Raw genomic sequence first — 25,193 nt, 5'->3', positions numbered from 1 at the left:
GATTCGACACACGATCCGCCTGTGCCGCGCCCGGATCCGTGATGTGCTGGAGGCGGTGATATCGAGGCGCACGCCGCCGGATCGGAGGAGCCATGAGTGAGCCGAACATCGACGATCCTGTCGTCGTCCTGAGCGACGAGGAGAGCTGGGAGTTGCTCGGCACCGAGCGGATCGGCCGGCTCGTGGTGGTCTCGGACGGACGGCCCGACGTCTTCCCGATCAACTTCGCGGTGCGTGACAGGAAGCTGTACTTCCGGACGGCCGAGGGCAGCAAGCTGGTCGAGCTGACGTTGAACGCCGAGGTGGCCTTCGAAGCCGACCACGTGGAGCAGGACCGGGCCTGGAGCGTGGTGCTGCACGGTCGAGCTCGAAACCTGGTTCGTTACAACGAGATCCAGGAGGCCGAGGAACTGGGGCTGCAAGCCTGGGTGCCCACTCCGAAGTACAACTTCGTCGAGGTCACCGCGAGCGAGATCAGCGGCCGCCGGTTCGCGCTGGTCAAGGATTGACGCGAGCCCGGCGTCAGCCCGCCACCATGCCGACGCCGAGGCCGACCATGAGCACGGCGATGCCGCCGTCGAGCACGCGCCACGAGGCGGGTCTCGCGAACACTCCGCGCAGCAACCGGGCCCCGTAACCGAGCCCGAGGAACCACACGACGCTGGCCAGCACCGCGCCGGCGCCGAACCACCAGCGTCCCGGATCCCCGTGGTGGTTGGCGACGGAGCCGAGCATCAGCACGGTGTCGAGGTAGACGTGCGGGTTGAGCCAGGTCAGCGCCAGGCAGGTGGCCAGCGCTGCGCCGACGGTGACGGGACCGCCCGCCGCGGCGGTCAGGGCCGCCGGGCGCAGCGCCCGCCGCGCGGCGAGCAGTCCGTAGCCCACGAGGAACGCCGCGCCGGCCCAGCGGATCACCCCGAGCGCGCCGGGAACCCGGTCGAGCACCGTGGCGATGCCGGCGATGCCGGCGGCGACGAGGACCGCGTCGGACAGGGCGCAGACCGCGATCACCGGCAGCACGTGCCGCCGCGCGATCGCCAGGCGCAGCACGAACACGTTCTGCGCACCGATCGCGACGATGAGCGACAGGCCGGTGAGGAATCCGACGACGACGAGGTGCATGCCACCCACGCTAGGAATCCGGCTCGATGAAGGACAGTTGAGTTTTCTTCAGTACCGTTAGAGTTTCTTCACGTGGATCTGGACTTCGCGCAGCTACGGACCTTCGCCGCGGTGCTGGACGAGGGCACCTTCGACGGCGCGGCCGCGGCGCTGCGCCTCACCCCGTCCGCGGTGAGCCAGCGGATCAAGGCCCTCGAGCAGCACGTCGGCCGGGTCCTGGTGCGGCGCACCCGGCCGGTGTCCGCGACGGCCGCGGGCGAGGCCGTGATGCGACTGGCCCGGCAGGTGGCGCGGCTCGAAGAGGACACCGCCGAGGCGCTCGGACTCACGGCCGGCCGGGACGAGTACGTGTCCGTTCCCCTCGTCGTGAACGCGGACTCGATGTCGACGTGGATGCTGCGCGCCCTGGCCCGCATGCCCGAGCGTCATCGCGCCCTGTTCGAAGTGCACCGGGAGGACGAGTACCACGCCCCCGCGCGGCTGCGGGACGGCACCGCGATGGCCGCCGTGACGTCGGTGCCCGAGCCGGTGCAGGGGTGCGTCTCCGAAAGGCTCGGCGCCATGCGGTATCACGCGATGGCGAGCGTCGACTTCGCGGACCGCTGGTTTCCCGGCGGACCGGACGCCGAGGCGCTCGGGCACGCCCCCATGCTGAGCTTCGACCGCAAGGACGACCTGCAGGACCGGTTCCTGCGCCGCCGCACCCGGCGCCGCCTCGACCCGCCGCGGCACTACGTGCCCGGCGCCGCCGAGTTCGTCGAGGCCGCGCGGCTCGGCCTGGGCTGGGGCATGCTGCCGGAACCGATGCTCACCGACACCGACGGACTCGTGTTCCTCGCCGCGGACGACCCGTTCGACGTGCCGCTGTACTGGCAGCGCTGGCGGCTCGAGTCGCCGGTGCTCGACGCACTCACCGACGTCGTCCGGCGGACCGCCGGGGAGATACTGCGCTGACAATGGCATGGACGCTGGACCCGCCGGGCGTCGAGACCGGCACCGGACCACCGAGCGCGGGCGTCGTCCCTCAATCACGGGCCAGGAGTCGTGGCCCGAGATGGTGAGCCAGCTCCAAGGCGAGCTCGACGGGAAGCCGGCGCGCGCCGGGGCGGTGTCCGAGCAGTTCGGTTGCCCGGGTGACACGCTGGAGGACGGTGTTGCGGTGGGTGTGCAGGCGTGCGGCGGTGCGAGGGGCGTTTTCGGCTTCCTCGAGGAACACCCGCAATGTCTGGCGGAGACGCGCCGCACCGGGCGTGTCCGCAGCGAGCGGACCCAGCGTCGTGGCGACGAATTCGGCCGCCCGATCCAGGTCTCGAGCGGCCAACGTGGTGACTTCGAACTCGCGGTAGAGCGCGACGCGGTCGCCGCCGCGTTGCCCGCTGAGCAGGCGGTGCATGGTCAGTGCCGCGTCATGTGATCGACGGAAGCCGTCGATGCCCACTCGGGCGGGACCGACGACCACCCGAATGTTCGGCTGCGCCTTGGTTATTGCTTCGCGCAGCGCGTCGAGTGCAGGTTCGGATCCGGTGCCCAGCCACGCCCACAGCGTCGAGGTGCCCGCGGGCAGGGTGAGGGGTGTGCGGGCGCCGGCGGCCTGGGCCAGCAGCGTCGCGGCGGACTCCAGTGCCCCCTGCGTGCCGCCCGCCGGTTCGGCCCACAGGACGAGTGCGGTGTGGTGGCGAGCGAGCTGATATCCGAGGCGTTCACTGGCTCGGCGGGGGTCGATCGGGGCGCCGTCGAGGATCAGATGCACGGTCTCGGCGCGGCGGGCCAGCGCGCCGCCGAGCACCTCCTCGCGTTCCCGCTGGGCGTCGGCGATGACACGGCTCACCACGTGGTCGACGTAGTCGAACATCAGCTGCGAGGTGACCTCCAACAACTCCACGAACTGCGGCCCCGGTGGGACCATCCGTCCGGCATGAGCCAGAAACCGCTGCCAGGCGACGTTCTGGCCCCGGCGGTAGGCCTGGTAGATCACCTCGAGGTCGATGCCGCGACGCACGACGGTGCGGACGACGTCGAGGGCTTCGGGTGGCACGTCGATCGGCGCGCCCCCGACCTCACGCCGGGCGAGGGTGGTCAGCAGGCGCGCGGCGTTGGCGCGATTGCTTGCCGACATCTCCGCGGCGATCGCCGCGTCTGCGCCCAGCATCGGGGCCACCGCCACCTCGGCGGCGTCCATCTCGGCGACGAGCTGATCGATTTCGCGCAGCATCAGTTCGGCGACGTCACCGACGAGGGAAACAACTTCGGGCGCCACTGCCGCATGGAGCACGATACAAGTGTGCCACAGCACATATCGGTGCGGAAAGAGTGTGCCGGTAGACATGTCAGCGCGTGCTGTTGCGGTTCTACTGTGAATGCCGTCACACACCAGCACACCGCTCGAGGAGACCGACCATGAGCACCCCGACGACCACCGAGCAGAGCGGTCACCACACGGAAGACACGCATTTCGACGTCTTGATCGTCGGCGCCGGCATTTCCGGCATCGGCGCGGCGTATCACCTCCGGACACGCCGTCCCGGTACGACGTTCGCAGTCCTGGAAGGCCGGGATTCGATCGGCGGCACGTGGAGCCTGTTCCGCTATCCGGGCATCCGCTCGGATTCGGATATGCCTAGCTTCGGCTACGAATTCAAACCGTGGACGCATCGGAAGTCGATCGCGGACGGGCACATCATCATGGATTACCTGCGGCAGACCGTCACCGAGAACCGTCTCGACGAGCACATTCGTTTCGGCTACCGGGTCAGCGCCGCAGAGTTCTCCTCGGCGGACGGACGCTGGACCGTCACCGCGCAGCAGGCAGGCAGTGCCGAACCCGTGCACTTCACCGCGCGATTCCTGTTCCTGGGCACCGGCTACTACGACTACGAGGAAGGCTTCACGCCTCGAATCGAGGGCGCGGAGGAGTTCGCGGGCCGACTGATCCACCCGCAGCACTGGCCCGAGGATCTCGACTACGCCGGCAAGCGCGTGGTGGTCGTCGGCTCCGGCGCCACCGCCGTGACGCTGATCCCGTCGATGGCCGGCAAGGCCGGTCACGTCACGATGCTGCAGCGCTCCCCGAGCTACGTGTTCTCGATCCCGGCCGAGGACGCGATCGCGAACACCCTGAACAAAGTGGTCGGTCCCGCCCGCGCCCACCGGATCATCCGGCGCAAGAACATCATGCTCAACCGCGGGATCTACAAGGCCTGCCGGCTCGCGCCCAAGCTCATGCGCACGCTGTTGATCGCCAACGTGCGCCGGCAGCTACCCGCGAGCTTCGACGTGGACACCCATTTCACCCCGCGCTACAACCCGTGGGACCAGCGCCTGTGCATGGTACCCGACGGGGATCTGTTCAAGGCGATATCCGCCGGGCAGGCCTCGGTGGTGACCGACCGGATCGAACGGTTCACCAAGGAAGGGATTCTGCTGGAATCGGGTCAGGAGTTGGCCGCCGACATCGTCGTCACGGCGACCGGACTCAACATGACACCGTTCGGAAAGATCGCACTGGGCGTGGACGGGCGGCCTGTGAACCTGCCCGACACGACGGTCTTCAAGGCGATGATGTTGTCGGGTGTCCCGAATTTCGTGTTCGCACTGGGATACACGAACATCTCCTGGACACTCAAAGTCGACTTGGTGTGCGAGCACTTCTGCCGACTGCTCGACTACATGGAGAGCCACGGCTACGGCACCGTCGAACCAGTGCTCGACGATCCGCACATGGACCGTGTCCCCGTGGTCGACATGAGCTCGGGATATGTCCAGCGGGCCATCGCGAGGTTCCCGCGCGGCGGCACCAGCGGCCCGTGGACGGTACAGATGGCCTACGAGAAGGACGTCGAACGGCTGCGTCGCGGGCCGGTCGAGGATCCGGCGCTCGAGTTCGCACCCAGCCGCACGGCTGCCGTCGCGTCGTAGGAACGGAGCGACCGAGATGAAGAAGAATCTGACCTTCCCCAGTCACGGCGTCGCCTGCGCGGCCTGGCATATTCCGGCCGTCTCCGACATGCTGGCCGGCGCGGCCGGACGCCCGTGCGTGGTGATGGCACACGGCTTCGGCGGCACCCGGGACACCGGCCTGATCGGCTATGCCGAGGGGTTCGCCGACCACGGAATCGACGTATTGGTGTTCGACTACCGTGGCTTCGGCGATTCGGAAGGAACACCGCGCCAGGACGTTTCCTTCCGACGTCAGCGCCAGGACTATCACGCGGCGATCGCCGCCGCCCGTCACCTGCCCGGCGTGGACGCCGATCGAATCGCATTGTGGGGAACGTCGTACTCCGGTGGTCATGTCATCGCAGTCGCCGCCCAGGACAGGCGGGTCGCGGCGATCGTATCGATGACCCCGGCGACCGACGGGCTGGCAGCGGCGGTGCAGATCGCCCGCTACGCCGGAGCCGGCCAACTGGTGCGCACCACCGGCCACGGGCTGCGCGACCTCGCTCGCCGGATCGCCGGGCGCCGACCGCACCACATCCCGGTGGTGGCACAGCCGGGAAAGGTGGCGATCATCAGCACCCCCGGCGCCGAGGAGGCCTACACCTCCATCGCCGGCCCGACGTGGCGGAACGAGATCTGCGCGCGCACAGCACTGGAGGTGCCCGTGAACCGTCCCCTCACCCATGCCGGCCGCCTCGGCCGCCCGATCCTCCTGCAGGTGGGCACACACGACCGTGTCGCACCCCCCGTCGCCGCGCGCAGGACCGCGAAGAAGGCCGGAGCTTCTGCACTGTTGTGCGAGTACCCCGTCGATCACTTCGACGTCTACGACGGCCCTTGGCAGCAACGGATGCTGCGTGACCAGATCGGCTTCCTCACCCGCGTCCTCGAGCCGGCGCGGACCCTGCCGACCGTCGCCGTTCCGCCGAGCCGCTGACGCTCGACACCGAGGACATTCCGAACGAGGTTCCGCCATGACATTCATCACCCCGTCCGACGCGATGTTCCTGGCGTCGGAAACCCGTGAACACCCCATGCACGTCGGCGGCCTGCACGTGTTCCGGCTGCCCGACGGTGCCCCACCCGACTATGTGCACGATCTGTATCGACGGCTGCTCGAAAGCACCGAGCCGGCGGGGATGTACCGGCGCAAACCGGCCTGGCCGGGCCCGCTGTCGGGGGCGCTGCGCTGGGCAGACGACGACGACGTCGACCTCGATTACCACGTGCGGCATTCGGCGCTGCCGCGGCCCGGCCGGGTGCGCGAACTGCTGGCCCTGGTGTCGCGGTTGCACGGCACACTGCTCGACCGGCACCGGCCGCTGTGGGAGTTCCACCTCATCGAGGGACTCGACGACAACCGGTTCGCGGTGTACGGCAAGGTGCACCACGCGCTGACCGACGGTGTGAACGCGGTCCGCAGCACCGCGGCCATGCTGTCGGACCAGCCGACCGGCACACCGCGCCCGCTGTGGGGCCCGCGGCCGCGGGCGACCCGTGATCCGGCCCGCCCGCGCGGTTTCGTCAAGGACCTCGCCGGTGTCCTGCCCGCGGCGGCGCAAGTGGTCACCAAGGGGCTGCGCACACCCGATGCGGCGTTGCCGTTCACCGCCCCGAAGACCGTCTTGAACCGCCCGCTGACCGGGGCGCGACGCTTTGCCGCCCAATCGTGGCCGATGGCCGCGATCGCCGCGGTGGCCGAGCGCCACGGCGCGACCATCAACGACGTGGTGCTGGCGATGTGTTCGGGCGCGCTGCGCGAGTATCTCTCCAGCACCGCCGACCTACCGGAGAAGTCACTGGTCGCCGCGGTGCCGGTGGCTCTGCCACGCACCGAGGGTGACGGCAACGCGGTCACGATGGTGCTGTGCCGGTTGGCCACCGACGTCGCCGACCCGGTGGAACGCCTGCACCGCATCCAGGCCTCCATGCTGGCCGCCAAGGAGGTGATGCGCGGGCGCAGCGCGCTCCAGCTTTCGACGATCGGCATGCTGACCTCGATCGGTCCCACCGGCCTGGCCGCCGTGCCCGGCTTCACATCGGTCGCGGCGCCGCCGTACAACGTGGTGATCTCCAACGTGCCCGGGCCACGCAAGCGACTCTTCTGGGGCGACGCGACGATGGAAAGTTGGTATCCGGTGTCGATGCCGGTGGAAGGCCAAGCGCTGAACATCACAGTGCTCAGCTACGCCGACAACATCGAGTTCGGTCTGATCGCCTGCCGGCGCAACGTTCCTCACCTTCAGCGGATGCTCGGCGGTCTGGACGCCGGTTTGGCGGCACTGAGCTGATCGCCACCGCTCGACGTCCCCAGGAGCATCCACCGGTCCGGCCCGAGCGGCCGGTCGGTTAGCGTGACGGGTCCGGCCCCGGCGAGAGGACAGACGATGACCGCAGCACCGCCCGCACCGGCACGACAGCTGAGCCGGGCCCTGGCCGGCGTGCTGGCCGTCCTCGTCACCACCGGGTGGGCGGCGAACCACTTCGCCGCGATGATCCCCGTCCTGCGCGAGCACGAAGGTCTCTCGCACGCACTGCTCGACGGGGTGTTCGGCATCTACGCGCTCGGACTGCTGCCCGGCCTGGTCGGCGGCGGTGCCCTCTCGGACCGGGTGGGCCGAGCCGCGGTCGTGCTCCCCGGTGCGACGATCGCCCTCGCCGGTACCGTGCTGCTCCTCGTCCGGCACGACGCCGCCGGGCTCGTCGCGGGCCGTCTCGTCGTCGGGATCGGCGCAGGCCTGGCCATCGGGGCGGGGACCGCGTGGGCCACGGACCTGCGCGGGAAGGTCGGCACGGTGCTCGCCGGCGTGGCCCTCAGCTCCGGATTCGCCCTGGGGCCCTTCGTGTCCGGTCTGCTCGCCGAGTTCGGCCCGCGGCCGCTGTCCCTCCCCTTCGTACTCTCGGCCGCGTTGTCGGCGGCGGCCGTGGCCGCCGCGGCGGTGTGGAGCCGGTCCGCGCACTACGCGGCGGCGGACCTGCAGCCGGTCGTGCCGGGGCACGGACGGTCGGTGGCCGCCGCACTGTCCTGGTCGTTACCGCTGGCGCCCTGGGTGTTCGCCTGCGTCACTGTCGCGTTCGTGACCTTCCCGGCCCGCGTGTCGAGCGAGTACGCGGGACCGGCACTGACCGGCGCCGCGGCGCTGCTCGCCCTGGGCTCCGGGATCGTCGTGCAGGCGGCGGCGCGGCGCCGGGAGTGGGGGCCGCGGGCCGGGACGGTCGGCGCCGTCCTCGCCGGGCTCGGGTTCCTCCTCGTCGGCGCCGGCGGAGCGCACCCGCCGCTGTGGTTGCTGCCCGTCGCGGCACCCGTGCTCGGGGTGGCCTACGGGCTGTGCCTGCGCGAGGGACTGCTCGACCTCGAGTCGCTCGCGCCCAAGACTGCGCGCGGGACGCTGACCGGTGTCTTCTACGTCGGCACCTACCTGGGCTTCGCCCTGCCGGTGCTGCTCGTGGTGCTCGAGCCCGCCACCGGCGCGAGCCTGCCGCTGTTCGCGCTCGCCGTCCCGGCGTTCGTGGTCGCCGTGGTGCGGGCCCGGCGGCTGGCCGTCGCCGAGCACCCCCGCGCCGCCGACGTGCCGCACGGGTGAAGGACGGCCCGGCCCTCCCGCCGGAAATTCGCTCGCCCCTCCGGAATCCGCTCCGGCAATGCCGCGCGCGGATCCACAACCGGCGCGACGATGCTGCCGACCCTCACTCCACGAGGGCGCGGAACTGCGCGTCGTACAAGCGGAAGTAGGCGCCGCCCGCCTCGAGGAGCTCGTCGTGTGTGCCCTGTTCGACGATGCGTCCGTGTTCCATCACCACGATCCGGTCCGCGTCGCGGATGGTCGAGAGCCGATGCGCGATCACGAAACTGGTGCGATCGCGGCGCAGCACCGCCGTCGCATGCTGTACGAGCAACTCGGTGCGGGTGTCGACCGAGCTGGTGGCCTCGTCGAGGATCAGGATGGACGGTTGGGCGAGGAAGGCGCGGGCGGTGGTGATCAGCTGCCGCTCCCCCGCGCTGATGTTGCCGGCGTCCTCGTCGATCACGGTGTCGTAGCCGTCGGGCAGGGACCGCACGAACCGGTCGACGTAGCTGATGCGTGTGGCCTCGAGGATCTGGTCCTCGGTGGCGTCCGGCCGGCCGTAGGCGATGTTGTCGCGGATGGTGCCGCCGAACAGCCAGGTGTCCTGCAGCACCATCCCGATGCGCGAGCGCAGCTCGTCGCGGCTCATGGTCGTGATGTCCACGCCGTCGACGAGGATGCGTCCCGAATCCAGTTCGTAGAAGCGCAGGATCAGGTTCACCAGCGTGGTCTTGCCGGCGCCGGTCGGTCCGACGATCGCGACCATCTGCCCCGGCTCGACCCGCAGGTCGAGATGCTCGATGAGCGGCCGCTCCGGCAGGTACGAGAACGAGACGTCCTCGAACTCGACCAGGCCGTACCGCCCCCACGGGGTAACCGGGGCCGGCGGATCGGGTTCCTGCTCGGGTTCGTCGAGGATCTCGAACACCCGCTCGGCGGACGCCGCCGCGGACTGCAGCAGATTGACCATCGCGCCGATCTGACCGAGCGGCTGGCCGAGCTGGCGCGAGTACTGGATCAGGGCCTGCACCTCGCCGAGACTGACGGTGCCCGACGCGACCCGCAACCCGCCGAGCACGGCGATCGCGACGTAGCTGAGATTGCTCATGAACATCACCAGCGGCATCACCAGCCCGGAGACGAACTGGGCCCGGAACCCGGCCCGGAACAGTTCGTCGTTGGTTTCGGTGAAGCGGCGCTCGACCTCGGCGGTGCGGCCGAACGCGGTGACGAGTTCGTGGCCGGTGAAGGCCTCCTCGATCTGACCGTTGAGGTTGCCGGTGGTCTTCCACTGGGTCACGAAGTGCCGCTTCGACCGCTTCGCCACCACCGCCGTCACCACCACCGACGCCGGCACCATGAGGATCGCGACGAGTGCGAGCAGCGGCGAGATCCACACCATCATCACGACGAGGCCGAGCAGGGTGAGCACCGACAGCACCAGCTGGCTGATCGACTGCTGCAGACCCTGCGAGATGTTGTCGATGTCGTTGGTGACGCGGCTGAGCAGGTCACCGCGGGAGTGGGAGTCGAAATACCGCAGCGGCAGCGCATGCACCTTGCGTTCCACCCGGGTTCGCAGGTCGCGGATGACGCGCTGGACGATCTCGTTGAGCCCGTACGCCGCCAGCCAGATCAGGCCCGACGACAGCAGATACAGCGCGAGCACGAACACGAGGGTGCGGCCGAGGGCGGCGAAGTCGATACCCGCGCCCGGCACGAGCGACATCGCCGACACCATCTCCGCGAACTGGTCACGTCCCTGCGCACGCAGCGCCTCGACGGCCTGCTCCTTCGACAACCCGGCCGGCAGCTGCCGGCCGATCACCCCGCTGAAGATCAGGTCGGTTGCGTGACCGAGAACCCGGGGCGCCACCGACGACGCCACCACCCCGAGCACGGCCAGCACGAGCACCACGGATGCGGCCCACCGATGCGGCCGCAACAGGCCGACGAGCCGTTTGGTGGCCGGCCACTTCTGCCGAGCCCGGTTCTCCGGGGCGCCCGGGTCCACACCCCCGAGCCGCGGTCCCGCCTCCTTGCGCTCGGTCATGCGTTCACCATGCGCTGCGACTCGACGATCTCGGCGTAGGTCGGGCAGCTCGCGAGCAACTCCAGATGCGTGCCCGAGCCGACGACGGCCCCGCCGTCGAGGACGACGATGCGGTCGGCGTCGAGCACCGTGGACACCCGTTGCGCGACGACCACGACGCACGCATCGCGGGTCTCCGGGAACAGCGCCTCCCGCAGCCGCGCGTCGGTGGCCTGGTCCAGAGCCGAGAACGCGTCGTCGAACAGGTAGATCGACGGCCGGCGGACCAGCGCCCGGGCGATGGCCAGGCGCTGACGCTGTCCGCCCGAGACCGTCGTGCCGCCCTGGGCGACGAGGGTGTCGAGTCCCTCCGGCATCGCCCGGACGAAGTCCGCCGCCTGCGCGACCTCGAGGGCGTGCCAGAGTTCGTCGTCGGTGGCGTCGGCGCGGCCGTACCGCAGGTTCTCGGCGACGGTGCCGGAGAACAGGTAGGCCCGCTGCGGTACGAGACCGATCGCGGAGCGCAGCACCTGCGGGTCCAGCTCGCGCACGTCGGTGCCGCCCACCAGGACCGCGCCGGCGGTGACGTCGATCAGCCGCGGGATCAGCCGGAGCAGGGTCGTCTTGCCGGAGCCGGTACCACCGATCACGGCGGTCGTGCTGCCTGGTTCGGCCCGGAACGTCACGTCGCGCAGGACGGGCGCGTCGGCACCGGGGTACGCGAACGCCGCACTCCGCAGCTCGAGGGTCACGGGGGTGGCGAGGGTGCGGACGGGCCGGGCCGGCGTCGGCAGCGACGATTCGGTGTCGAGCACGTCGAGGATCCGCTCGGCGCACACGGCCGCGCGCGGCGCCATCATCGCCACGAACGACGTCATCATCACCGCCATGAGGATCTGCATGATGTAGCTCAGCAGCGCGGTGAGAGACCCGACCTGCATGTCGCCGGTGTCGATCCGGTGGCCACCGAACCACAGCACGGCCACGCTCGTGGCGTTCGCGATGAGCATCACGAGCGGGAACAGCAGGGCGTTGATGCGGCCGACGTGCAACGCGGTGTCGGTCAGTTCCCCGTTGGCGACCTCGAACCGCTCCCGTTCGGTGGGCTCGCGGACGAACGCGCGCACCACGCGGATCCCGGTGATCTGTTCGCGGAGAATCCGGTTGACGGCGTCGATGCGCACCTGCATCACGCGGAACGCCGGCACCATCCGCGCGATCAGGACGAACATGGTGATTGCGAGGACGGGCACGGCGGCGACGAGTACCAGCGACGTGCCGACGTCCTCGCGCAGCGCCATGACGATGCCCCCGATGCCCATGATCGGGGCCATCACCACGATGGTGCAGCTCATCAGCACGAGCATCTGCACCTGCTGCACGTCGTTGGTGTTGCGGGTGATGAGCGACGGCGCGCCGAACCGGCCGAACTCGCGGGCGGAGAACTCGCCGACGCGACGGAGCACGGCGAGCCGCACGTCGCGGCCGACCGCCATGGCCGTGCGCGCCGCGAAGTACACCGAACCGATCGAGCAGCCGATCTGCACCGAGCTGATCGCCAGCATCACCGCGCCGGTGGTCAGGATGTAGCCGATGTCGCCGCGGGCGACGCCGTAGTCGATCAGGTCGGCGTTGAGGGCCGGCAGGATCAGCATGGTGCCGGTGGCCACCGTCTGCAGCAGCACCACCGCGAGCAGCGCCCCGCGGTGCGGGCGCAGGAACCGCAGGAGCAACCGGACCAGCATGATCACCACGCTACCGGTGCAGGGGCCCGGTTCCCGGCACCTTTTCCGCCCCCGCGGGAACGGAAGAGGTGCCCGGGCCCGGTCATGTGTGCGCCGGCTCGCGGGTGGGCTCGGGGGCGGTCAGCTCACGGCGGAGCTTCTCGCCCTCGACGTCCACGTTCGGCAGGATGCGGTCCAGCCACTTCGGCAGCCACCAGGCCTTGTCGCCGAGGAGCGCCATCACCGCCGGGATGATCACCATGCGCACGACGAACGCGTCGAAGAACACGGCGGCGGCGAGCGCGAAGCCGATCGACTTGATGAACGAGTTCGGTTCCGCGATGAAGGCCGCGAACACCGAGATCATGATGACCGCGGCGGCGGTGACCACCCGGGCGCCGTGGGCGAACCCGATCCGCACGGCCTCCTTCGCGGAGGCGCCGTGGACGAATTCCTCCCGCATGCGGGTCACCAGGAAGACCTGGTAGTCCATCGCCAACCCGAACACCACACCGATGAGGAAGATCGGCATGAAGCTGACGATCGGCTGCGGGTTGGAGACGAGCCCGCCCCAGCCCTCCTGGAAGACCGCCACGGTGGCGCCGAACGTCGCCAGGACGCTGAGCAGGAATCCGAGGGTCGCGGTCAGCGGCACCAGGATCGACCGGAACACGAGCATCAGCAGGATGAACGCGAGCCCGACGACCACCGCGAGATACGGGACGAGCGCGCTCTGCAGGGTTTCGGACACGTCGCCCTCGAGGGCGGTCTGTCCGGTGATGCCGTAGGAGACGCCGATCTCGTCGTTCAGCTGGGCCTCCTGGTCGCGGATGCTCGAGACGAGATCCATCGTCGCCGGCTCGCTGGGGCCCGACCGGGGGGTGACCATGATCTGCGCGGTGTCACCGGCCTCGTTGACCGCCACGACCTGGGCGTTGACCACCTCGTCCTGCTCGTACAGGCGCTGCACGACCTCCCCGAACGCCTCCTGCGGCGCGACGGTGGTCTCGCGGGCGTCGGCGACGACGAGCAGCGGACCGTTGCGGCCGGGACCGAACGCCTCGTTCACGAGGTCGTAGGCCTGCCGGGCGCTGGTCTTCGGGTCGCCGGTCGCCTCGGTGGGCAGGGCGAGCTGCAGGTTCGCGCCGGGCAGCGCGAGGATGCCGAGCAGCAGCACGCCGGCGACGAGCGGGATCAGCGGCTTGCCGGTGGCCCAGCGGATGTAGCGCTGGGCGGCGCTCGGGGTGTCGGTGTCGGCCTCCGGATCGTGGTCCTTCAGGCCCGGGATGCGGCCGGCGAACGCCTTGCGCCCGAACAGGCCGAGGATCGCGGGCAGCAGGCTGATCGCGATGAGCACGGCGATGAACACCGTGAATGCGGCCGCGTACCCCATCGCGGACAGGAACGGGATCCCCACCACGCTGAGCGCCATCAGGGCGATGATCACGGTCAGGCCGGCGAACACGACGGCCGAGCCTGCGGTGCCCACGGCACGTCCGGCCGCCTCGGCCCGGTCGGCGGTGACGGTGATCTCGTGGCGGAACCGGGAGACGATGAACAGCGAGTAGTCGATCGCGACGGCGAGACCGATCATGATCGCCAGCGTCGGGGTCATCGAGCTCAGGTCCGCGAAACCGGTGGCGACGGTGATTCCGAGGCTGCCGATGGCGATGCCGATGATGGCGGTGATCAACGGCAGGCCCGCGGCGACGAGCGAGCCGAAGGTGATGGCGAGGACGACGGCGGCGATGCCGATGCCGATGAGTTCGGTGACGCCACCGGGCATCTCGGCCTCCGCGGCGGCGGTTCCGCTGACCTGGACGTTCAGCCCTGCGTCCCGGCCGATCTCCGCAGCCGCGGCGATCTGCTCACGCATCGTGTCGTCGACGTCGCCGAAGCCGCCCTCGAACGGGACGGTGACGAAGCCGACGGTACGGTCCGGGCTCAGCGGCGACAGCGCGGCCGCGTCGGCGAGCGCGGTCTCCTCCGGCTTGCCCTGCTGCTCCGCGGCGGCCTTCATCCGTTCGACGAGACCGGCGTTCGCGGCGACGGGGTCGACGAGGACGGCGGCCTGCTGCTCGGGGGTGGCGACTGCCGGGTCGATCTTGGCGGCAGCGGCCACCTTGTCGATGCCGCGGATCGCCGCGAGCACCTCGTTCATCGCCGCGAGGTTCTGCGGTTCGTCGAGGGTCCCGCCTTCGGGGGCGGCGAACACGTAGCGGGCACTGAGCGCGTTCATCGGGTCCTCGGCGTTCGGGAACCGTTCGGCGAGCAGGTCCTGCGTCTGCTGCGCGGGGGTGCCCGGGATGGAGAACGAGTCGGTCGTCGGCCCGGACAGGGTGGCCGCACCCACTCCGAAGAGGACGAGGATCGCCAGCCAGAGGGAGAGGACCGTGCCTTTTCGCCGATAGGCGAACTTGCCGATCCGATAGAGATAGGTCGCCACGGGGAACCTCGTCTTCCGGATGTGTCGTGCAGATGTCTTAGGAAAGGCCTTGTCGCAGTTGCTCGAAGGCGGCTCGGACGAGCTCCTCCGGGGACGTCGCCCCCGAGGTGCCGGCGAGCCACAGTTCGACTGCCGACTTCATGGCCGAGACCGCGGCGTAGCGGACCAGGCTCGGATACAGGTCGACCCGGGGGTCGGTGCCGGTGCGCTCGGCGATGGCCTCGACGAGCAGTTGCGAGGCGCGCACTTCCATCTCGACGCGGCGCGCCAGCAGGGCGGGGCTCTGTTCGAGCAGCTCCATGGTCGTGCACAGCTCGACGAAGTCACCGCCGGGATCCGAAACTATTTCCCGTGCAACGGCTTCCATCGATTCCCACACGGGCTCACCGGCGGGCCGCGCGTGCAGGCGCCCGACCCACGCGTGCACCAACCCCTCGAGGTGCGCGAGGACGGCCTCTTCCTTACCGGCGAAGTAGTTGTGGAAGGTGCGGGTGGACACCCCGGCCCGGGCGGCGATGGCGTCGGCCGTGACACCGTCGAGCCCCCTCTCCCGCGCGAGGTCGGCCGCGGCCGCGACGAGCGCTGCTCGCGTGGCGGCCTTCTTGCGGTCGCGCAGGCCGGGCGAAGTGGTCACGTCTTCCACGGTACGCACCTTGCAGAGTCCTGCAAATTTGCAGAGTCCTGCAAGAATATGTGTTTGCCCACACCGCTCCGCACGGTGTGGCGGCGCTCACGTGCGGCGTCGCTCCCAGGCGCCCGGATCGGCGGTCAGGTCGGACACGAACCCGGGAAGATCGTCCGCGACGACGTCGGCGAGGGTGACCTCCTCGAGGACGGCCCGCAGATTCACCCGCACCGCGATCCACACGTCGCGCAGGCGTTCGGCCGGTCCGGTGTAGACCACGTCCTCCGGCCGCTGGCCGCGCACCGACGCGAGCGGGCCCTCCACGGTGCGGATGATGTCCGCGACGGAGATCTTCTCGGGCGGCCGCGCCAGCCAGTACCCACCCTCCGGGCCGCGGCGACTGCGCACCAGCCCGCCCCGGCGCAGGTCGCCGAGCACCGCCTCGAGGAACTTGTGCGGGATGTTCTGCGCCCGCGCCAGGTTCTCGGCCTTGGCGGGCGCCTCGCCTGCCGCCGCGAGTTCGAGCAGCGTGCGCACGGCATAGTCCACCCGGGCGGTGATGTGCACGTCGCGCTCCTCGGTTCGATCCTGCGCCGCCGGCGGCGACGGACACAGAATTCCTACCAAACCGGGGGAAAAGCGCGCGAGTCCCGTCCCGCGATCGCCGGTCACGCGGTGACCGTGCGCCGACGCGCCGACGCCGCACACAGCGCGAGCCCGACGACGACCCATGCGCTCAGCACCAGCACCGCCGTCCCACCGCCGTGTCCGTCGAAGAAGGCGACCGAGCGGACCACGGTCCCCGCGGCGCCCGGTGGCAGCAACTGGCCGAACGCACCCCATCCCTGCGGCAACCACGCCGCGGTGGTCGCGAAGCCCGACAGCGGGTTGCCGACGAACAGCATCAGGACCGCACCGGCACCGAAGCCGGGCAGGCCGAAGAGCGACTCGAGGCCCAGCAGGGGCAGCGAGACGGCGGCCAGGCTCAGCGCGAGCGCCCCCGCGGTCGCCCAGTAGTTCCCGGTCAGGCTGCCGAACCCGAACTGCAGGACGGCAGTGAGAGTCAGCCCCGCGAGCACCGCGAAGCCGATCGCGCCGAGCACGCGCAGGCCGACGCGCCCGGGGAACAACCTGACGAGCGCGATCGCCGGCACCAGACCGCCGAGAACCAGGGGCAGGGCCAGCGAGTTCAGGCCGGCCCCGGCCGGGTCGTCGGCGGGCAGCGGCACGACGTCGCGCACGGGGACGGGCCGCCCGAGTGTCTGCGACAGTCCGGCGGCCGTGGCGGTCAGCACCTGCGCGACGGGGGCCCCGCCCGCGCCGGCGACATACATCGCGGGCCCGTCCGGTTCGACGGCGAGACCGCCGACGACCGCACGCTGCTCGATCGCCGTGCGCAGCGCCTCCACGTCGTCGTATCGCTGTGGCGAGAACGCGCCGGGCCGGGCGTCGGCGAGACCGGCCTCGATCCGGGCGACGGCCGGATCCGGCCCGGCCACCCCGATCTTCAGCCCGTGCGGGCCGCTCTCGACCGCCGGGGCGGCGAAGGCGAACAGTATCAGGGCGATCACGGCGGTGAGCGCGAGCACGACACCGACGACACGAACTGCGTCGGGCGGAGCGTGCCGGGCGGTGGCGGGGTCCGGGGAGGAGGTCGGGGCGGCCATGACGACTCCTTGAAGTGGAGGATTGCTCTCCGTTTATGTGGAGTATATTCCTCCGGTAGGAGCGGGGATGTCAACCCGCCGACCACAGGAGAGTGCATGCGCGCCGACGCCGCCCGCCGACGCGAGGCCCTGATCCTCGCCGCCCGCGACGTGCTCGCCGAACGGGGACACGACGCGCCCCTCGACGCCATCGCCGAGCGTGCCGGCGTCGGCATCGCCACCCTCTACCGCAACTTCCCCACGCGCGACGATCTCGCGCACGCGGTGGCCCGTCGCACCCTCACCGAAGCGGGCGCGGCCGCGGATCGCGCCCTCGCCGCGATGGTGTCGGATCCCGAAAGCGCCTGGGCCGAGTTCGTCGACACCGCCGTCCGGCTGCGGCTCGGCGCCCTGATTCCGGCCCTCATCGTCGAGAGCTACCGGGAACTGCCCGGTGACGTCCTCGAGATCCGGGAGGGCACCAAGGCGCGCGTCACCGAACTCGTCCACGCCGCACAGCGAGCAGGCCTCGTCCGCGACGACGTCCAGCCGATCGAGGTGATCATGGCGGTCGCCCGGCTCACCCGCCCCCACGTGCGGTTCGTCGACGACGTCGTGCCCGGCCTCGTGCCCCGGATGATCGCGATCTACCTCGCCGGCCTGCGCCCCGACGGCCGGCCGCTGCCCCGGTGACCGCCGGACCTCCGTAGTGACCGGCAACACATTCCGGTAGATTGGACGCCTGTTCACATCACTCCCGGAGGACCGAATGTGGGAGACCCTGACGGCGTCCTGGGCGTCGCTGCTCGAGCCCCTGCACGACCCCGTCGCGCTGGCCATCCCGGCGTTCCTGCTGTTCCTCGCTCTCGAGTGGGCCGCCGCGCGCACGCTCGAGCACGTCGAACCCGGGGCCGACGGGCACACCCGCCCGCCCCGCGGTGGCTACGAGGCCCGTGACGCACGCACGAGCATCTCCATGGGACTCGTCTCCATCGGCACCAGCGCCGCGTGGAAGGTGCTGGCTCTCGTCGGCTACTCGGCGATCTGGGTGTATCTCGCACCGTGGCACCTACCGGCGGACGCCTGGTACACGTGGGCGATCCTGATCCTCGGCATCGACGTGCTCTACTACTGGTACCACCGGACGGCACACCGGGTGCGCCTGGTGTGGGCGACCCACCAGGCGCATCACTCGAGCGAGTACTTCAACTTCGCCACCGCCCTGCGCCAGAAGTGGAACAACAGCGGCGAGATCCTCATGTGGCTGCCGCTGCCCTTCCTCGGCATCCCGCCGTGGATGGTGTTCGTCGGATTCTCCGTCTCGCTCGTGTACCAGTTCTTCGTGCACACCGAGCGGGTGGGCACGCTGCCCCGGCCCGTCGAGTTCGTCTTCAACACCCCGTCGCACCATCGGGTGCACCACGGCTGCGACCCCGAATACCTCGACCGCAACTACGGCGGCATCCTGATCCTCTGGGACCGCCTGTTCGGCACCTTCCGCCGCGAGACCCACCGCCCCACGTACGGACTCACCAAGCCCGTCGGCACCTACAACATCTGGCGACTGCAGACGCACGAATACCAGGCCATCGCCCGCGACTGGCGTACCGCGACGCGCCGGCGCGACAAGCTGGGGTACGTGTTCGGCCCTCCGGGCTGGGCGCCGTCGCGCCCGGCCACGGTCACGAGTGCGCAGTTGTCGTCACGACACGCCGGGTGACCCGACGAGAACTGCACATTCGACGAACGACAACGGCCCCGATCCGGTGAATCGGATCGGGGCCGTTCGTGGCGGTGGCGGAGGGATTTGAACCCTCGGACGGGGGTTACCCGTCACACGCTTTCGAGGCGTGCTCCTTAGGCCGCTCGGACACGCCACCGCCCACGACTTTACCGGATTCGGTCCCGGAGTTGAAATCCCCAGGTCACGACGGTTCCGGGAGCCGCTGCGCGCGGAAGAAGTCCTCGAGCACCGCGGCGCATTCCTTCTCGAGGACCCCGCCGCGCACCTGCGGACGATGGGTGAGCCGGCGATCACGCACCACGTCCCACAGCGACCCCACCGCACCCGTCTTCGGCTCCCACGCCCCGAAGACCACGCGATGCACCCTGGCCAGCACCAGCGCGCCCGCGCACATCGTGCACGGCTCCAGCGTCACGGCCAGCGTCGTGCCCTCGAGGCGCCAGCCGTCGCCGTGCACCTTCGCGGCCGCGCGTAGCGCCAGGATCTCCGCGTGCGCCGTCGGGTCGCCCGTCGCCTCCCGCGAATTCGCCGCCCGGGCCAGTTCGGTCCCGTCGGCGGCGAACAGGACGGCACCCACCGGCACGTCCCCGGCCGGCGCCGCGGCGGCCGCCTCCAGCGCGGCCCGGATCAGCGCCTCGTCGTCGCGCAGGCCCATCTAGCGGCGCAGCTTGTCCAGCGCCGTGGCGAGCACATCGTCGAACCCGAGCCGCTGGGCGATCTCGTCGATCTGCTCGTCCGGATACAGGTCGGTCTCGGCGGCGATCACCGCCAGCACCGGCTCCGGCAATCCCAGGTCCGCCAGGATTCCCAGGTCGCCCTCCTCCCACGGCTCGATGTCGTCGAGCTCGTCGGGGTCGATGTCCGGGATCTCGATGTTCAGCGCATCGAGCACGTCGGCGGCGATGTCGTAGTCGACCGCCATCGTCGCGTCCGACAGCAGCAGACGCGTGCCCGACGGGGCCGGCCGGACGATGACGAAGAACTCGTCGTCCACGTTGAGCAACCCGAAGATCGCCCCGGTGCTGCGCAACTCGCGCAGCTCCCGGTCGGCCACCTCGAGGCTCGTCAACACCGCCGCCGACAGTGCCTTGCACTTCCAGCGACCGTCCTCCCGCGTCACGGCGACCCCGAACCCGTCGAGATCCTCGGTCGAACTCACGGAGGGACTCTTGTTCCCCGCACGCTGCGCAGCCATGGGCGCAACGGTAGTCGGCGCGGTCCCGTGAATGAAGTCCAGCGGGCGATGTGCCAACCTGGTCGGGTGCCCACCTCCGCGTCCACCCCGCCCGTGTGCGTACTCGGCCTCGGCCTGATCGGCGGATCGTTGCTGCGTGCGGCCGTCGCCGCGGGCCGCGAGGCCTGGGGGTACAACCGCTCGCCGGAGCCCGTCGAGGCCGCCCGAGCCGACGGATTCGACGCCTCCACCGACCTGCCGGCCACGCTGCGGCGCGCCGCGGAATCCGACGCCCTCGTCGTCGTCGCCGTGCCCGTACCCGCAGTCGGCGCCGTGCTCGCGGCGGTCGCCGAGCACGCCCCGCACGTGGCGCTGACGGACGTGGTCAGCGTCAAGTCGCAGGTCGCCGCCCTGGTCGCCGCCCACGGACTCTCCGCACGCTTCGTCGGGGGCCATCCCATGGCGGGCACCGCCGAGTCCGGGTGGTCGGCGGGATTCGCGGAGCTGTTCCGCGACGCGGTGTGGGTGGTCACCGTCGACGAGGGCACCGACCCCGACGTGTGGACGCAGGTCGCCGAGCTCGCCCTCGACTGCGGTTCCGTCGTCGTACCCGCGGAATCGGGCGAGCACGACGCGGCGGTCGCCCGCGTCTCGCACCTGCCCCATCTGCTCGCCGAGGCGCTGGCACTGTCCGGGGCCGCCGGCGGCGACCTGGCGCTGGGTCTGGCGGCGGGATCGTTCCGCGACGGTACCCGCGTCGCCGGGACCACCCCCACGTTGGTCGACGCGATGTGTGAGGGCAACGCCCCGGCGCTGCTCACGGCCCTCGACGAAACCCTCGAGGTGCTGCGGGTCGCTCGGGAACAGCTCGCCGACGGCAGCACCGCCGAGCTGACCGCCGCTGGTCACGCCGCCCGGCGACGGTTCGAGCAACGCGACCGCCGACCCGTCACCGGCGTCGTCCCCGGCGACGACGACTGGCTCGCCCGACTGCGCGAGGCGGGTCGTCGCGGCGAGGTGTGGACGCGGTGACGCTGCGCGACACCACCGCGGCACTCGCGAAAGGCGAGCTGACCGCCACCGAACACGTCCGGCAGGTGCTGGCCGACCTCGACGCCCTCGACGGCACGCCGTGGTCGAATCTCGTGGCCGCCCGCAACGACGGCGCGGCCCTCGAATCGGCGGCCCGCGCCGACGCCGAGCTCGCGGCCGGCAACTGGATCGGTCCGCTGCACGGTGTCGCCGTCGCCGTCAAGGACAACATCGACGTCGCGGGCATGCCGACCCGCTGCGGCAGCAAGGTCCTCGCCGACGCGGCGCCGGCCGCGCAGGATGCCAGGATCGTCGAGCGGCTCCGCGAGGCCGGCGCCGTCGTGGTCGCCAAGACCCACCTGCACGAGTTCGCGTACGGGCCCAGCGGCCTGGTCAACGCGGCCGGGCCGGCCCGGCACCCGCACGATCCCACCCGCATCACCGGCGGCTCGTCCTCGGGGTCGGCGGCGCTCGTCGCCAAGGGCATCGTGCCGCTGGCACTGGGCACCGACACCGGGTGCAGCGTGCGCACCCCGGCGGCGCTGTGCGGCGTCGTCGGCCTCAAGCCCACGTTCGGCGCGTTGCCGGTCGACGGGGTCTTCCCCCTGTCCACCACCTTCGATCATGTGGGCCTGCTCGCCCGCGACGTCCTCGACGCGGCCCTGGCCTGGGGCGCGCTGCCCGGAATCGCGCACCTGCGCACACCCGTCTCGGGACTGCGGGTCGGACGGCTGCGCGGCGGCATCTGGGACGTGCCCGCTGCGTTCGAGTCCGCGCTCGACGACGCCTGCCGCACCCTCACCGATCTCGGTGCCGAGGTGCGGGACGTGCCCCTGCCGGAAACCGACGACCTCCTCGGCGTCTATCCCGTCGTCACCGGCTCGGAGGCGTACGAAACCCATCAGCGCTGGTTCGAGAACGACCCGGACCTCTACCAGCCGGCCACCGCGGCGCTGCTCGCGGCTCAGCGGGACCGTCCGGCGACGGACTACGTCCGGGCCGTGCGGGCGGCCGTCCGATTGCGCCGCGACGTCCTGCGCCGGCTACGGCGCGACGACGGGCTGGATGCGCTGATCACCGTCACGACCCCGCTGCGCTCGGCCGCGCTCGACAGCGATCCCGCGGCGCTGCGGGGGCCACTGCTGCAGATGTGCATCCCGTTCAGCGTGCTCGGCGTACCGGCGGTGTCCGTCCTTGCTCCGGGCGGCGGTGATCTCCCCATCGGCGTACAGGTGGTCGGGCTGACCTCCGGGACCGGCGGGCACGGCAGTCATCCCGGCGAGTCCACGGCTCTGGCACTCGCGATGGCGGTGGAGGGCACCGACCTCTCCTGACCGACCCGTCCTAGATCCGTCCCGCCAGGCCGGGGTAGTTCACGACGAACCCATCGCCGTCGACCGTCACCGACGAACTGGACACCGGGGACAGGACGTGGATGCCGTCGGCTGCGCTGCTGTAGACGAGCGTGGCCTCCTCGATGCCGAGATCGAGCAGATTCACGTAGACGACCGGCACCTCGAGTTCGTCCGCGCCGGACTGCAGCCCGTAGCGGCGGATCGGCAGCGCATTGAAGAACGGGCTGAGGATGACGTCGACGTCGAGTGCACCGCCGAACGCCGACCGCTGGTGCTGGGTGCCGTTGTCGACCATCCAGATGCCCTCCTCGGACCGGCTGATCGACATGTGCCTCTCACCGGCGGCCAGGGTCGTGCGCACCGACAACCGGCGCGTGACACCGTTCTCGTCGGTCACGAGGTCGTACGACGCGCTGAACGCGGGATGCTCCGCGCACTGCGCGCCCACGATCCGGCCCGCCGCCTTGATGCGATCGCCGCTCAGTTGGACACGCACCGACTCCATCCGAGGAACGTCGTACGCCCGCCACGTCAGAATCGCGGGCCAGTTCGATGCTGGGCTCGCCGCAGACCGCGCGGCATCGGGGACTGGGATGCTCACGTGTCTACGTTAAGCGACGAGCCACTCCCGGGGAGCAGGGGTGCCGGGAATCGTGCCCTTCGTGTAGCACACGACCCCTTCGAACGTGTCTGCCGTCACACCACGGGGACATGTCCGCGACACCACGACGGGGTGTCCGCACGGTGACCGACCTCCTTGTGCGGCGCGTTTGAGCACGTAACCCGCTGCCCGGGAAAGACTGGCCTACAGTCGCCTCATGCGTACCGTGTGGACAGTTCCTCAGAACATCGCCCAGATCCTCCTGGAGTCCCCCGAGATCCAGATGTTCCTGACCAGCAACGAGCTGCCCGACACCGCCGCGGACCCTCGCCGGCGGCTTGCCGAGTTCACGCATGCGCTCGCCGCCCTGGCCCGCCACACCGGACGCACCTTCGGCTCTGTCGATGCAGCCAACCGCGAACTGTTCGGGGGCTCCGCCGGAACCGTGCCGGTGGCGCTGCGTCTGGCCGTCCTGCGCGAGATCGTCACCGACGTCGACGACCGCACCCCCACCCCGGACCCGCTGCCGGCGACGGTCGTCGAACAGCTCGGTGCCTACGTGTACGCCCTCGTCGACCCGCGCGACCATACCGTCCTGCACGTCGGGCAGGGCCGCGGGAACCGGCTGTTCGTCCTGACCTGGACCGCGCTCGGCGAAGACCACAAACTCGCCGCCGGCGGCGAAGCCGCGCCCGCACAGACCCCCGAAACCGACGCGGCCGTGCGCCGGATCCGTGCCGTCTACGACTCCGGCTACTCCGTAGGTCACTACGTCGTGGCCGACCGGGTGGCCCCGGCCGTGGACGCCGATCACGCCGCCGGCTTCACCGCGCAGGCCCTCGTCTCGGTACTGGGGTTGCTCGAACCGCACGACGGCGAGATCGTGCTGACCAATCTCGTCGGCGCCACCGAGGAATCCGACCGGGTGGCCCGTCCCGTCGAGGAGTTGATTCGTCAGTACTCCGCGGAGGCCGCACCCGAGCTGCCCACGCCGTGCGTCGTGCTCCGGATCACCGAGGCGAAATCGGCGTCCGCCGAGCAGGTCCGTGGGCTCGCCGACCGTCCGTGGCCGGCCGGAGCGTCGGCACGCCGGATCGACGGCCTGCCCATCCTGGTCGTCGCCGACAACATCGTCCGCGGCGCCTACCGGGCCACCGGGTGGGAAGCGGCCTCCCGCACCGAGGACAACGGCGGCACGATCCTCTACCGCTTCCTCGGCGACGCCGATCCCGAACTCGAGAAGCTCTTCGTCGACACCCGTCTGACGCCGGATCGGCTGGGGCTCAAGCGCTGGCCGTCCCACGGCTGGGCGCCGCGACTCACCCGGGCCCTGCCCCACAGGCCGAGACCCTGATCCTGGTCCGGGCCGTGTCGTCACGGCCCGGACTTCCTACCGACGGTTCTCCCGGATCACCTGCCGCTCGGGGTGAGAATGGGTGCGTGCAGGTCGTAGTAGTGCACATCGCCCTGTAGCCGCATCTCCTCTTCCAGCAGCGGCCGCAGATCGTCGGGTATCTCCATCCGTTCGTGGGCACGCGCCTCGTCCTCGGACGAGAAGTACATGGTCTCGACGTACCCGTCGTCGCCGTAGGTGGCGAACGTGCCGCCGATGATCTCGGGTCGCAACTGATGCACCCGTTCCTGGCTCTGCACGAGCAGGCTCTTCATCCGCCCGACATCGGGGCTGTGCCCCTCCATCACCTGAACGAACCCTGCGGTGTCGGAGCCACCTTCCATCCACACCTCGACGTCGCGGCAGTCGTGGACGACGATCTCGCCGTCGAAGCACTGCTCCGCCTCGGCCCACCACTCGCCCTGCTCCGGACGTTCACTGTTCCGGCGGGCCGCCTCTTCCGATTCGAACCGGGCCACCGACACGAAGGTGCCGTCGTCACTGAATCCCGACGTGCTGCCCAGATAGCCCACGGCGCCGGGGCGCAGCTCGTCCGTCCACCGCTGCAGGCAGTCCTTCAACCCCTGCTCGTCGCGGACCTTTCCCTGCCAGACCTGAATGAACATCTCCATCGCCTCCGCGTGCGGGACGAGCCCGCACCCAAACGATTTCCGTGGCCGACCCGTCGCCGTCCACCACCGACGTCACCCGACGGCCGGCGATCGCGACCACCGTGGAGTCAATGATTCGCCTGTGCCGGACCGCGGACAAGAGCGGACGGGCCGGAACATGCA

23 protein-coding genes and 1 tRNA gene are annotated in these 25,193 nt (G+C 70.6%); 11 read left to right on the top strand and 13 right to left on the bottom strand.

Annotation, left to right across the window (positions count from 1 at the left end):
- The first annotated feature begins 92 nt into the window (after nucleotides 1–92).
- Entirely contained in the window at nucleotides 93–509 is a 417-nt protein-coding gene (locus RR3_RS24205) for a pyridoxamine 5'-phosphate oxidase family protein (RefSeq protein ID WP_017681602.1), read from the top strand.
- A 13-nt stretch (nucleotides 510–522) separates the two neighbouring features.
- Here RR3_RS24205 and RR3_RS24200 read toward each other — a convergent pair whose 3' ends face one another.
- Entirely contained in the window at nucleotides 523–1,122 is a 600-nt protein-coding gene (locus RR3_RS24200) for a LysE/ArgO family amino acid transporter (RefSeq protein ID WP_040273550.1), read from the bottom strand.
- A 72-nt stretch (nucleotides 1,123–1,194) separates the two neighbouring features.
- On the opposite strand from RR3_RS24200, the gene RR3_RS24195 reads away from it, so the two are divergent.
- Nucleotides 1,195–2,076, top strand: coding sequence for a LysR family transcriptional regulator ArgP (locus RR3_RS24195; RefSeq protein WP_040273548.1), 882 nt, complete (start codon nucleotides 1,195–1,197; stop codon nucleotides 2,074–2,076).
- 70 nt (nucleotides 2,077–2,146) lie between these two features.
- Here the strand turns inward: RR3_RS24195 and RR3_RS24190 are convergent, their stop codons facing one another.
- Nucleotides 2,147–3,334, bottom strand: a complete 1,188-nt coding sequence (locus RR3_RS24190; RefSeq protein ID WP_048773670.1) for a PucR family transcriptional regulator — start codon at nucleotides 3,332–3,334, stop codon at nucleotides 2,147–2,149.
- A gap of 185 nt (nucleotides 3,335–3,519) precedes the next feature.
- Between RR3_RS24190 and RR3_RS24185 the strand changes: the two genes are divergently transcribed.
- The 4 genes from RR3_RS24185 (at nucleotide 3,520) to RR3_RS24170 (ending at nucleotide 8,645) form a co-directional block, all read left to right on the top strand.
- Nucleotides 3,520–5,037: a flavin-containing monooxygenase gene (locus tag RR3_RS24185; protein ID WP_048773595.1), complete on the top strand. Its 1,518-nt coding sequence runs from the start codon at nucleotides 3,520–3,522 to the stop codon at nucleotides 5,035–5,037.
- A 16-nt stretch (nucleotides 5,038–5,053) separates the two neighbouring features.
- Nucleotides 5,054–5,998, top strand: coding sequence for an alpha/beta hydrolase (locus RR3_RS24180; protein ID WP_017681606.1), 945 nt, complete (start codon nucleotides 5,054–5,056; stop codon nucleotides 5,996–5,998).
- A 37-nt stretch (nucleotides 5,999–6,035) separates the two neighbouring features.
- Entirely contained in the window at nucleotides 6,036–7,352 is a 1,317-nt protein-coding gene (locus RR3_RS24175) for a WS/DGAT/MGAT family O-acyltransferase (RefSeq protein WP_064066492.1), read from the top strand.
- 96 nt (nucleotides 7,353–7,448) lie between these two features.
- A complete protein-coding gene (locus RR3_RS24170) occupies nucleotides 7,449–8,645 on the top strand; it encodes an MFS transporter (RefSeq protein WP_064066493.1) in 1,197 nt (398 codons plus the stop codon).
- A 103-nt stretch (nucleotides 8,646–8,748) separates the two neighbouring features.
- Here RR3_RS24170 and RR3_RS24165 read toward each other — a convergent pair whose 3' ends face one another.
- From RR3_RS24165 to RR3_RS24140, 6 genes are all read right to left on the bottom strand, one after another.
- Entirely contained in the window at nucleotides 8,749–10,680 is a 1,932-nt protein-coding gene (locus RR3_RS24165) for an ABC transporter ATP-binding protein (RefSeq protein WP_064066494.1), read from the bottom strand.
- Nucleotides 10,677–12,404 (bottom strand): ABC transporter ATP-binding protein, encoded by a 1,728-nt coding sequence (locus RR3_RS24160; protein WP_026137972.1) that lies wholly within the window; start codon nucleotides 12,402–12,404, stop codon nucleotides 10,677–10,679. Before RR3_RS24160 ends, RR3_RS24165 begins: the two co-directional genes overlap by 4 nt.
- An 82-nt stretch (nucleotides 12,405–12,486) precedes the next feature.
- Nucleotides 12,487–14,829 carry an MMPL family transporter gene (locus tag RR3_RS24155; protein WP_017681609.1) on the bottom strand — a complete coding sequence of 781 codons (2,343 nt, stop codon included), beginning with the start codon at nucleotides 14,827–14,829 and terminating at the stop codon, nucleotides 12,487–12,489.
- A 37-nt stretch (nucleotides 14,830–14,866) separates the two neighbouring features.
- Nucleotides 14,867–15,463, bottom strand: coding sequence for a TetR/AcrR family transcriptional regulator (locus RR3_RS24150; RefSeq protein ID WP_026137973.1), 597 nt, complete (start codon nucleotides 15,461–15,463; stop codon nucleotides 14,867–14,869).
- A 96-nt stretch (nucleotides 15,464–15,559) separates the two neighbouring features.
- Nucleotides 15,560–16,021, bottom strand: coding sequence for an RrF2 family transcriptional regulator (locus tag RR3_RS24145; RefSeq protein WP_010594854.1), 462 nt, complete (start codon nucleotides 16,019–16,021; stop codon nucleotides 15,560–15,562).
- Between the two features lie 101 nt (nucleotides 16,022–16,122).
- Nucleotides 16,123–17,121, bottom strand: coding sequence for a hypothetical protein (locus RR3_RS24140; RefSeq protein ID WP_064066495.1), 999 nt, complete (start codon nucleotides 17,119–17,121; stop codon nucleotides 16,123–16,125).
- Nucleotides 17,122–17,217: 96 nt separating this feature from the next.
- On the opposite strand from RR3_RS24140, the gene RR3_RS24135 reads away from it, so the two are divergent.
- Both RR3_RS24135 and RR3_RS24130 read left to right on the top strand, forming a co-directional pair.
- Complete coding sequence (locus tag RR3_RS24135; RefSeq protein WP_040273540.1) at nucleotides 17,218–17,793, top strand: TetR/AcrR family transcriptional regulator; 576 nt, start codon at nucleotides 17,218–17,220, stop codon at nucleotides 17,791–17,793.
- A gap of 76 nt (nucleotides 17,794–17,869) precedes the next feature.
- Nucleotides 17,870–18,820 carry a sterol desaturase family protein gene (locus RR3_RS24130; protein WP_064066496.1) on the top strand — a complete coding sequence of 317 codons (951 nt, stop codon included), beginning with the start codon at nucleotides 17,870–17,872 and terminating at the stop codon, nucleotides 18,818–18,820.
- Nucleotides 18,821–18,889: 69 nt separating this feature from the next.
- On the opposite strand, the gene RR3_RS24125 is transcribed toward RR3_RS24130, so the two are convergent.
- The 3 genes from RR3_RS24125 to RR3_RS24115 all read right to left on the bottom strand — a co-directional run bounded on the left by RR3_RS24125 (nucleotide 18,890) and on the right by RR3_RS24115 (nucleotide 20,039).
- Nucleotides 18,890–18,980, bottom strand: a tRNA-Ser gene (locus tag RR3_RS24125).
- 45 nt (nucleotides 18,981–19,025) lie between these two features.
- Nucleotides 19,026–19,499, bottom strand: coding sequence for a nucleoside deaminase (locus tag RR3_RS24120; RefSeq protein ID WP_010594850.1), 474 nt, complete (start codon nucleotides 19,497–19,499; stop codon nucleotides 19,026–19,028).
- A complete protein-coding gene (locus RR3_RS24115) occupies nucleotides 19,500–20,039 on the bottom strand; it encodes a tRNA adenosine deaminase-associated protein (RefSeq protein ID WP_017681614.1) in 540 nt (179 codons plus the stop codon).
- 48 nt (nucleotides 20,040–20,087) lie between these two features.
- Between RR3_RS24115 and RR3_RS24110 the strand changes: the two genes are divergently transcribed.
- Both RR3_RS24110 and RR3_RS24105 read left to right on the top strand, forming a co-directional pair.
- The gene (locus RR3_RS24110) at nucleotides 20,088–21,050 is read left to right on the top strand and encodes a prephenate dehydrogenase (RefSeq protein WP_040273537.1); all 963 of its coding nucleotides are present in this window, start codon (nucleotides 20,088–20,090) and stop codon (nucleotides 21,048–21,050) included.
- Nucleotides 21,038–22,384 (top strand): amidase, encoded by a 1,347-nt coding sequence (locus RR3_RS24105; RefSeq protein ID WP_064066497.1) that lies wholly within the window; start codon nucleotides 21,038–21,040, stop codon nucleotides 22,382–22,384. The genes RR3_RS24110 and RR3_RS24105 overlap by 13 nt, the downstream gene beginning before the upstream one ends.
- Nucleotides 22,385–22,394: 10 nt before the next feature.
- On the opposite strand, the gene RR3_RS24100 is transcribed toward RR3_RS24105, so the two are convergent.
- Nucleotides 22,395–23,000 carry a putative glycolipid-binding domain-containing protein gene (locus tag RR3_RS24100; RefSeq protein WP_081005295.1) on the bottom strand — a complete coding sequence of 202 codons (606 nt, stop codon included), beginning with the start codon at nucleotides 22,998–23,000 and terminating at the stop codon, nucleotides 22,395–22,397.
- Nucleotides 23,001–23,223: 223 nt separating this feature from the next.
- On the opposite strand from RR3_RS24100, the gene RR3_RS24095 reads away from it, so the two are divergent.
- Nucleotides 23,224–24,360 carry a GIY-YIG nuclease family protein gene (locus tag RR3_RS24095; protein ID WP_010594847.1) on the top strand — a complete coding sequence of 379 codons (1,137 nt, stop codon included), beginning with the start codon at nucleotides 23,224–23,226 and terminating at the stop codon, nucleotides 24,358–24,360.
- Nucleotides 24,361–24,416: 56 nt separating this feature from the next.
- Here RR3_RS24095 and RR3_RS24090 read toward each other — a convergent pair whose 3' ends face one another.
- Entirely contained in the window at nucleotides 24,417–25,025 is a 609-nt protein-coding gene (locus RR3_RS24090) for a hypothetical protein (protein ID WP_026137974.1), read from the bottom strand.
- Nucleotides 25,026–25,193 lie beyond the last annotated feature (168 nt).

Source organism: Rhodococcus ruber NBRC 15591 (assembly GCF_001894945.1).
Taxonomy (GTDB): Bacteria; Actinomycetota; Actinomycetes; order Mycobacteriales; family Mycobacteriaceae; genus Rhodococcus; species Rhodococcus ruber.
The sequence above is the reverse complement of the archived record's forward strand: the minus strand, read 5'-3'. Positions and strand labels throughout refer to the sequence as shown.